Annotated in this window: 8 protein-coding genes; 1 reads left to right on the forward strand and 7 read right to left on the reverse strand. The window is 65.8% G+C overall.

What is annotated here, in order from left to right; genetic code table 11:
• Positions 1 to 2: 2 nt before the first annotated feature.
• The 4 genes from ABZV58_RS25990 to gmd all read right to left on the reverse strand — a co-directional run bounded on the left by ABZV58_RS25990 (position 3) and on the right by gmd (position 4,477).
• Entirely contained in the window at positions 3 to 1,187 is a 1,185-nt protein-coding gene (locus tag ABZV58_RS25990) for a class I SAM-dependent methyltransferase (protein WP_355002769.1), read from the reverse strand.
• A 1-nt stretch (position 1,188) separates the two neighbouring features.
• Positions 1,189 to 2,136, reverse strand: coding sequence for a GDP-mannose 4,6-dehydratase (locus ABZV58_RS25995; protein ID WP_355002770.1), 948 nt, complete (start codon positions 2,134 to 2,136; stop codon positions 1,189 to 1,191).
• 1 nt (position 2,137) lies between these two features.
• On the reverse strand, positions 2,138 to 3,358 hold the full coding sequence (locus ABZV58_RS26000) for a class I SAM-dependent methyltransferase (RefSeq protein WP_355002771.1): 1,221 nt from the start codon (positions 3,356 to 3,358) through the stop codon (positions 2,138 to 2,140).
• Between the two features lie 96 nt (positions 3,359 to 3,454).
• Entirely contained in the window at positions 3,455 to 4,477 is a 1,023-nt protein-coding gene (gmd, locus tag ABZV58_RS26005) for a GDP-mannose 4,6-dehydratase (RefSeq protein WP_141811310.1), read from the reverse strand.
• Positions 4,478 to 4,562: 85 nt separating this feature from the next.
• On the opposite strand from gmd, the gene ABZV58_RS26010 reads away from it, so the two are divergent.
• Positions 4,563 to 5,321, forward strand: a complete 759-nt coding sequence (locus ABZV58_RS26010; RefSeq protein WP_355002772.1) for a glycosyltransferase — start codon at positions 4,563 to 4,565, stop codon at positions 5,319 to 5,321.
• Here ABZV58_RS26010 and ABZV58_RS26015 read toward each other — a convergent pair.
• Genes ABZV58_RS26015 through ABZV58_RS26025 form a run of 3 tightly spaced genes read right to left on the reverse strand, consistent with a single transcriptional unit; the run spans position 5,299 to position 8,279 of the window.
• On the reverse strand, positions 5,299 to 6,024 hold the full coding sequence (locus ABZV58_RS26015; RefSeq protein ID WP_355002773.1) for a hypothetical protein: 726 nt from the start codon (positions 6,022 to 6,024) through the stop codon (positions 5,299 to 5,301). The two genes, ABZV58_RS26010 and ABZV58_RS26015, sit on opposite strands and share 23 nt — an antisense overlap.
• A complete protein-coding gene (locus tag ABZV58_RS26020; RefSeq protein WP_355002774.1) occupies positions 6,024 to 6,437 on the reverse strand; it encodes a hypothetical protein in 414 nt (137 codons plus the stop codon). Before ABZV58_RS26020 ends, ABZV58_RS26015 begins: the two co-directional genes overlap by 1 nt.
• Positions 6,438 to 6,452: 15 nt before the next feature.
• Entirely contained in the window at positions 6,453 to 8,279 is a 1,827-nt protein-coding gene (locus ABZV58_RS26025) for a thioesterase domain-containing protein (protein WP_355002775.1), read from the reverse strand.
• Positions 8,280 to 8,330 lie beyond the last annotated feature (51 nt).

The following is an 8,330-nucleotide window of genomic DNA, read 5'->3' on the forward strand; positions in this document are numbered from 1 at the left end:
CTTCACTCCTTCGGCTTCATCCACTCCATCGGATTGGTATGCCGGGGCACCCATGATGGAGCGGATTGCTCACTGTTGCGGCGCTTTTCGATGACGACGATGTTGTGGTAGAAGTGCACCGCGCCGATCCACTCGTCGTGCGGGCGGTTCTGCCGCCCCGCGTCCTTCTCGAATTCCTGGTGATGCAGCGCGTCGACAAGTGTTTTGAGGTAGCCGACCGTGGTCGCCGGAGTGTCGAGTTCGGTGCTGCTGCCGCCCCAGCCGGTCCAGTACGAAGTCTGAGTGTCCTCCACCACGTACAACCCGCCGGGGCGCACGTGGGCGAACAGTGCCTCGAACGAGGCGATCACATCGCCGCTGATATGGCTGCCGTCGTCGATGATGATGTCGAACGGACCGAGCGAACCACCGAGTTCCGCGAGGAACGCCGGATCACCCTGGTCGCCTTGCAGGGGCTGCAACCGCGGTTCGGCGATGCCGGACTTGTCGAAGTAGTCCAGCCCGTACACCATGCCGCGGCGGAAGTACTGCTTCCACATGCGCAACGAGGCGCCGCCCACGTTCGGCGCTTGGTAGCCGCCGATGCCGAGCTCCAGCACCCGCACGCGACTGTTGCGCAGCGGCGCGAAATGCCGCTCGTAGTGCTGGGTGTACCAGTGGCCGCCCCACTTGTCCGAACCGAATCGCAGCGACAGCGCGCCGAGGTCGTAATGGTGTGTGGCGCAGGCGGTCACGATGCCATCGGCAGCACGCGCGGCGGCATCGCGGGCCATCCGCCACGGGTCGTCCGGTGCGAAACTGCCCGGCCCCGGCTCGTCCTTCAACGCGATCGCGCGGGTGCCGATCTCGGCGTCCGGCGGCCCGTACACTGCGCGCAGCAACTCCACCAGGTCCTGCCGCACCACCAGCCACGGATCCTCCTGGGTGCCGGGGGTGATGGCGGGGTCCTCGGCGCCGAAGGTGACCAGATAATCCAGTTGCTTACCCTCGTTGGTCAACTCGAACACCGCCGTGACCGGCTGACTCGGCGGCACGCCGTCGCGGGCCCGCCACGCGATTTCCTTCAGCACCGCGTCGATCACGGTTTCGGTGCCGATCTCGCCGAGTCGCGCCGCCGTCTCCTCGTAGACCCCGTCCGCGATGGAGATCAATTGCGCGGCAAGGAGATTCTCGTCGTTCAGGTTCACGTCATACATCCGTTCCGCCGGTGGCCACCGGCCTCGCTTCATCGATCAGGCGCACCCCTTCGGCCACGAGCATGGCTCGAACCATGCCGCGGAAATCCACCGAAGGCCGCCATCCCGTCCGCTCGCGCAACCGCCCCGCGTCGCCGACCAGCGGCTGCCGGTGGCGGGTCAGCACGGAAGGGCGTTCGCGGACGTGTTCTCGCCAATCCAGTCCGGCCATGCCGAACGCGGCCGCGCAGAATTCCGCGACCGTGTGATACTCACCGGTCGCGACCACGAAGTCGTCCGGTTCGTCGAGCGCGAGGATCCGGATCATCGCCTCGACGTAGTCCGGCGCGTATCCCCAGTCCGCGCCCGCGTCGAGCCGGCCGAGTACCAGCTCGTCCGCCGCACCCCGCTGAATCCGGGCGACCGCTCGCACGATCTTGCGGGTGACGAATTTCTCGGCCCGCAAGGGTGATTCGTGGTTGAACATGATCCCGGTCGACACGAACACACCGCGCGCTCGATAGACCTGGCAGGCCAATAGCCCCGCGGCCTTGCTCACCCCGTAGATCGAATGCGGCCGCAACCCGCTGTCCTCGTCCCGGACCGTGCCGTCACCGGGTCCGAACACATGTGAGGAGGCCGCGTAGAAGAGCCGGGTGCCGGTCTCATAGCGTTCGATCGCCTCCGCGAAGTGCTGCACCGAAAGCGTGTTCACCCGGTGTGAGTCGCGGGCCAGCTCACGCGGATCCACCGGCGGATCCTCCGAGGAATGCTGGACAGCCGCGAGCAAGTACACCTGCCGCGGTCGCTCGTCCGCGATCAGCCGCGCGACCGATTGCGCGTCGGTGATGTCGACCGGCCCCGCGCGGCTGAGCGGCAACACCTCGTGGCCACGCGCGCCGAGCAGGTTTGTCAGCAGTGTGCCGTCCTGCCCCGACGCGCCCGTGACGACGACGGTCATCTCACACCACCTCGAGCTCCGGCAGTGGGAATACGAGATGTCCACCGGCGGAGCGGAACTCGCGTTCCCGCTCGACCATCATCGAGCGGAAATGCCAGGGCAGCACGAAGTACTGGTCCGGCGCCTGCTCGCGCGCCCGCGCCTCGGACACGATCGGGATGCCGGTGCCCGGGGTGAACTTGTCGAACTTGTCGTCGTTGACCTCCGCGATGCACGGCAGGTCCGACGGCCCGATCCCGCAGTGCTGCAACAGCACATTGCCCTTGGTGGATGCGCCGTAGCCGAGCGTGCGTAGCCCGGCGTGCTTGGACCGGTCGAAGAACTCCCTGACCCGTTCCCGATGCTGGTCGACCCGCTTCGCGAAGTCGGCGTAGATCTCCGGTGTGTGCAGGCCGAGACCTGCCTCCTCGGTGCGCATCCGCGCCAACTCGCCCGCGTCGGCGACGGTCGGGGCGCCCTGCTTGCCCAGCGTCAGCGCGAAACTGCCGCCGTTGATGGTGTTGCGTTCCACCTCCAACACCACGAAGCCGCACCGGCGCGCCATCCACTCGATCTGGTCGAGGGTGTAGTACTCGAGGTGCTCGTGGCAGATGGTGTCGTAGGACGTGGTGGCCAGCATGGCGGGCAGATAGCTCTGCTCCAGCACCCAGATGCCGTCATCGGTCAGGGTGGCGTGCACGTCGCGCATGAACTCCAGCGGGCTCGGCACGTCGTAGAACATGGCGATCGAGGTGATCACCTTGGCGCGCCTGCCGTTCAAGAGCGAAGCGGCCAGCTCGCGGGAGAAGTAGCCGGTCGACAACCGCACATGCGGGGGGTAGAACTCCCGGAACTTCTCCCCCAGCGGATCGATGCCCACCACGGTCGCGGCGTCGGCCGGGTACCACTTCAGCAGCGTCGCATCGTTGCTGCCGATGTCGATCACCACATCGTCGGGTCCGAGGTCGACCCGCTCCCGGATCCGCGACACCCGACGACCGAGATGATCGATCATCGAGCGATTCAAGCCCGAGCGGTATCCATAACCGGCGGAATACATTTCGTCGAAGCTCGCGGTGTGCCGCAACTGCACGAGTCCGCATTCCTCGGCTCCGGTGCGCACACAGCGCACCAGCTCCAACGGATACCGCGGCACCCCGACCGGGTCCGCGGCCGGGAACACCCCGGTCAAGGCCATCGTGCCGAGATCGACTACCGTTTCCAGCCGGGTGTTCTCACACACCCGGCAGCGTTCGATTCGGCATGATCGGGCCCCTGCGTGGTTACGCACGCTGCCTCCTCCGGGCCTGACCTCTCATGCCGTGTTCAATCTCTTCCGTCACGCGTTCTCCCAATCGTGGGCGACCATCAACTGCACCAACTCCGCGAAACTCGTCTTCGGCTCCCACCCGAGCTTCTCCTTGGCCTTGCGTGGATCGCCGGTCAAGTGGTGTACCTCGGCGGGCCGGAAGTAGGTGGGATCCACTTCGACGAGCACCCGCGAGGTGCGCCGGTCGATCCCCTTCTCGTCGAGTCCTGTTCCCTCCCAAATCAATTCGACACCGGTCGCCGAGAACGCCACTTCGCAGAGCTCCCGGACACTGTGCGTTTCCCCGGTCGCGATGACGTAGTCGTCGGGCTCCGGCTGCTGGAGCATCAGCCACATCGCCTCGACGTACTCCTTGGCATAACCCCAGTCCCGTCGGGCGTCCAGGTTGCCGACGAAGAGCCGATCCTGTTTCCCCTGGGCGATCCGCACCGCACCGCGAGTCACCTTCCTGGTAACGAACACCTCTCCGCGCCTCGGGGATTCATGGTTGAACAAGGTCCCGTTGACCGTGTACATCCCGTAGGCCTCACGATGGTTCACGGTGATCCAGTACGCGTAGAGCTTCGCGACCGCATACGGCGAGCGCGGATGGAACGGCGTGTCCTCGCTGAGTGCGACATCGTGCAAGCCGCCGTACAACTCCGACGACGACGCCTGATAGAACTTGGTCGCGATGCCGGTCTTGCGGATCGCGTCCAGGATCCGCAGGGTGCCGATCGCATTGGTCTCCGCGGTGAATTCCGGTATCTGGAAAGAGATGTGCACATGCGACTGCGCACCGAGGTTGTAGATCTCGCTCGGCCGGACCCCCTCCAGAATCCGGTTGAGACTGCTGGAATCCATGAGGTCGCCGTAGTGGAGAAACAACCGACGTTGCGAATGCCTTTCGGAATAAAGGTGGTCGATACGATCGGTATTGAAATTCGAGGCACGTCTGACTATTCCGTGAACCTCATACCCTTGCTGCAACAGGAATTCGGTCAGATATGACCCATCCTGGCCGGTGATGCCGGTTATCAAAGCTTTCCTCATCAAACCTCCAACCAGAGACTAGCGGTTCTCGAAATCACGGGCAATACCTATATTTCGGTCGCCGAACGTACTAAAATTTGGTCGCATGAGTACGGCCTCCGTGAGAACTCTGATAATAATTCCGACGTACAACGAGCGTCGCAACGTCGGGCCGTTGCTCGCTCGAATACTCGACCAGGGCACCGATTTCGATGTGCTCTTCGTCGATGACAACTCCCCCGACGGCACCGGTGAGCTGCTGGAAGAGCTGGCCGAGGAGAACGCCCCGCGCATTCACGTGCTGCACAGGCCGGGTCGTCAGGGTGTCGGCTCCGCACACCAAGCCGGCATTCGATGGGCCTATTCCGAGGGTTACGACGACATCATCACGATGGATTCGGATTTCGCGCATCCGCCGTCGTATCTGCCGGCCCTGCGCGCCGCCGCGGCCGGTTTCGACATCGTGATCGGATCGCGGTATCTCAAAGAGGACAGCCTGGCCGACTGGACTCCCTTCCGTAAGATCCTCACCCGGGTCGGGCATTTCCTCACAGTGACACTGTTGCGGATGCCCTACGATGCCACGGGTGCTTTCCGATACTACCGGCTCGGCACCGTTCCGGTCAGCGCTTTCGACCGCGTGCGGTCCACCGGATACTCGTTCTTCTTCGAAAGCCTCTACATCATGAACGCCAACGGTTTCCGTATCCAGCAGATACCGATTCACGTGCTCAACCGCACGGCGGGTGCGTCGAAGATGCGCACCCGCGACGTGGCGACCAGTGTCCGATTCCTGCTCGTGCTGTGTGCGGAGAAGTACCTGCGGCCGAGCAAGCATCGCATCAGTTCGCCTGCCCGCCATTGATCCGCCTCCTCGAAAGCCAGTCGATCACCGCCGCCGCGTCCGGCCAATCGGACTCGGTGGCGGTGGCCGGGAATTGGTCGTCGACGTAGTCCTTGGCGAACTCCGACCGCGACCCCACCGCGTCCCGCACCTCGGCCAGCGTCACGGCGGTTCGCGCGCCCACCTCGCGCAGACCGGTGCCGTTCGCGTGGCCGGCGATCCATTCGGCGCACCACTCCACGGGGGCGAAGCTCTGCCGGGATCGCCCGCTGGCGAAGACCGGACGATCGGCCGCCATATCCGCCAGCACACCCTTGCGGTAGTCGCCGCCGTACATCGGGCCGAGCCGGACGATGAAAGTGTCTGCGCCGGTACACAACTGCTCGGCGGCGGCGCGATTGCGGCCGTACACGGTGTCGAGCTGGGTCCGGGCCGAGATGCTGCTGATCTGGACGAACCTGTCCCACGTCCACTCATCGCGCAGCCGCTCGGTTCCGGTGACGGTCCGGTCCCGGTCGGCTGCCGGATTATGTTCTGCCCAAAAGCGTTTCGACGGGCACGCGGCATTGACCAGCACGTCGTAGCCGCCCGAGGTGCGCAGCCGCTCGTGATTCGCGCGGACCACGGGCACCACCTCGTAGTCGCGATGCCTGCCGAATGCCTCGACCAGCACCGCGCCCACATAGCCGGCGGCGCCGACGACGGCCACCCTCAGCCGGGACATCACCCCTTGCCCTCCAGAGTGTGTGGCAGCGGCGCCACCTGGACGATCGGCGGATCGCACTCGTCCCACGGCTTGGTCAACATCGCGATGAACGTCAGCGGCGTGATCGAGTACACCGTGTGCATCACGCCGATCGGCGTGCGCGTGCAGATCCCTTTGGACACGTGGATGAATTCCTCGGGGCAGTTCGGATCCTCGTGGTCGTCCTTGGTGACCAGCACACCATTGCCCTCGACGAACAGCAGATACTCGACGAAGTGCGGGTGATAGTGGAGGCCGCGCACCTTGCCCGGATGCATGTAGATCAGGTTGAACTCCAGCAGCGGTTCCGGTGGCACCCAGGTGAAGATGCCGCCGCGGCCGTCGCGGACCGTGTCGAGATTGCAGGACGGAGTGAGGACTTCGACCTTCATGGAATGATCCCTTCATCAGGCGGGTACCGCGTTGGGACGGACGGCGCGCAGCTTGTCCGCGATGGAGTCGACCAGCGCGTCGCGCTGGTCGACGAGGAAGAAGTGGCCGCCGGGCAGCAGCTCGGTGGAGCGAATCCCGGGCAGCACATCGCGCCACGCCTCGAGTTGCGTGGCCGCCACCTGGCGATCGTCGCGTCCGCCGTAGAGGTGGACCGGACAGGCGGGCGGTGGGTGCGGAACGAACCGGTAGTCGTCGAAGATCTCGAAGTCGCTCCGCAATGCGGGCAGGAACAGTGCCATCACCTCCGGGGTATCCATGACCTCGGGCGGGATCCCGCCGTAATGCCCTACCGCGGAGAGGAATTGATCATCCGACAAGCTCGACAGACGTCCCGGCCGCGGTAGGTGCGGCGCCACCGACGCGGCGAGGAACAACACCTCCGGAGCGACCCCGGCGGGGAGTCGACGCGCGACCTCGAAGGCGGTCAACGCTCCGAGGCTGTGGCCGAAGAAGGCGAACGGCAAGTCGGTGAGCGGAACCACCTGCGCCACCGCGGCATCCACCAATTCCCCGAACCCGCGCATCGGTGTCTGCCCGAGATGCCGGTGTCTGGCGGGCAATTCGACGGCGCACAACTCCACCCAATCGGGCAACCGGGTACGCCACTGCGTGTAGGCCGCGGCCTTGCCGCCCGCGAACGGCCAGCAGAACAGGCGCAACAGCGGGGGCGCGGCCTGCCGCTGGTGCAGCACCAACCGATCCACGGTGTCGCCTCCGGTGAATGTGGCTGGCAGGACGGGCCGTTCAGGTGGTGCGGGCCGCACGCCCGGCGTGGTCGGCATGCTCGCCACCGGCGGCGCGGGCGGAGCGTCGGGCGTTCGTGCGGGGGTCGGCTCCGTGCGAGCAGCCAGATGCGGTGGCTCGGACCGGAACAGTGCGAGATCACCGACTGTCACCAGTCGTGAAACCTCGACCCCGACCGACTCGAAGAACTTCGACAGGGGCGCCGAAGGGCCGATCTCGACGATCGCCGTTCCGGTGCGAGCGAGGGCCCGCATATTGTCCTGCCACCGGACCGGCGCGCTGATCTGGCGGACGAGATTGTCGGTGAGTGTCTCGGGCCGGTGGAACTCGCCGGTGAAGTTCGAGGTCACCGCGGCCGCACGGTCCGCGCGCAGCCGCGGCGCACAGTCGGCCACGTACCCGGCGAATTCCGATTCGATCGACCGCATCAACCGGGAGTGGAAGGGCGCACTCACCCGCAGCGGAACGAACCGCAGCTCCGGAAGACGCTCGGCGAGTAGCACTCTGGCGGCCGCGACGGCCGCGGTGGCGCCGCTGATGACGAGTTGCTCCGGTGAATTGTCGTTGGCGACCTCGGCGCCGACGCCCGCGACGAGTTCGGCCACTCCGTGCGAGGCGATGTCGGGCAGGATGAGCGCGGCCATCGAACCACGACCCTCCGGCACCGCCCGCTGCATGAGCGCACCGCGGGCCCGCACCAACCGGACCCCGTCGGCGAGCCCGACGACACCGGCCGCGACCAACGCGCTGTACTCGCCGAGGCTGTGCCCACCGAATGCGACCGGGCGCACGCCGCATTCGGCCGTCAGTACCCGGTGCACCGCGATCTCCATGGTGAGCACGCACGGCTGGGTGTACTCCGTGCGATGCAGCCGCTGATCCCGTTCGACGCAGATCCGCAGCAGGTCCTCCCCCAGCGCCTCGGCGGCCTCGTCGAAAGCCGCACGCGCGATTGGGAATTCGGCGCAGAAGTCGGCGCCCATCCCGACCCGCTGCGCGCCTTGACCAGGAAAGACGAGGGTGCATTCGGCATTCATCGCACTACCTCCGCGGACTCGTTGGCGAGACGAACGCCGAACATATGTCTC

This window comes from Nocardia sp. NPDC004654 (genome assembly GCF_040609595.1).
GTDB lineage: Bacteria > Actinomycetota > Actinomycetes > Mycobacteriales > Mycobacteriaceae > Nocardia.

Coding starts and splice junctions, on each gene's coding strand:
- ABZV58_RS26020 (WP_355002774.1), bottom strand. CDS start 6,437: ATGAAGGTCGAAGTCCTCACTCCGTCCTGCAATCTCGACACGGTCCGC.
- gmd (WP_141811310.1), bottom strand. CDS start 4,477: ATGAGGAAAGCTTTGATAACCGGCATCACCGGCCAGGATGGGTCATAT.
- ABZV58_RS26010 (WP_355002772.1), top strand. CDS start 4,563: ATGAGTACGGCCTCCGTGAGAACTCTGATAATAATTCCGACGTACAAC.
- ABZV58_RS26025 (WP_355002775.1), bottom strand. CDS start 8,279: ATGAATGCCGAATGCACCCTCGTCTTTCCTGGTCAAGGCGCGCAGCGG.
- ABZV58_RS25995 (WP_355002770.1), bottom strand. CDS start 2,136: ATGACCGTCGTCGTCACGGGCGCGTCGGGGCAGGACGGCACACTGCTG.
- ABZV58_RS26015 (WP_355002773.1), bottom strand. CDS start 6,024: ATGTCCCGGCTGAGGGTGGCCGTCGTCGGCGCCGCCGGCTATGTGGGC.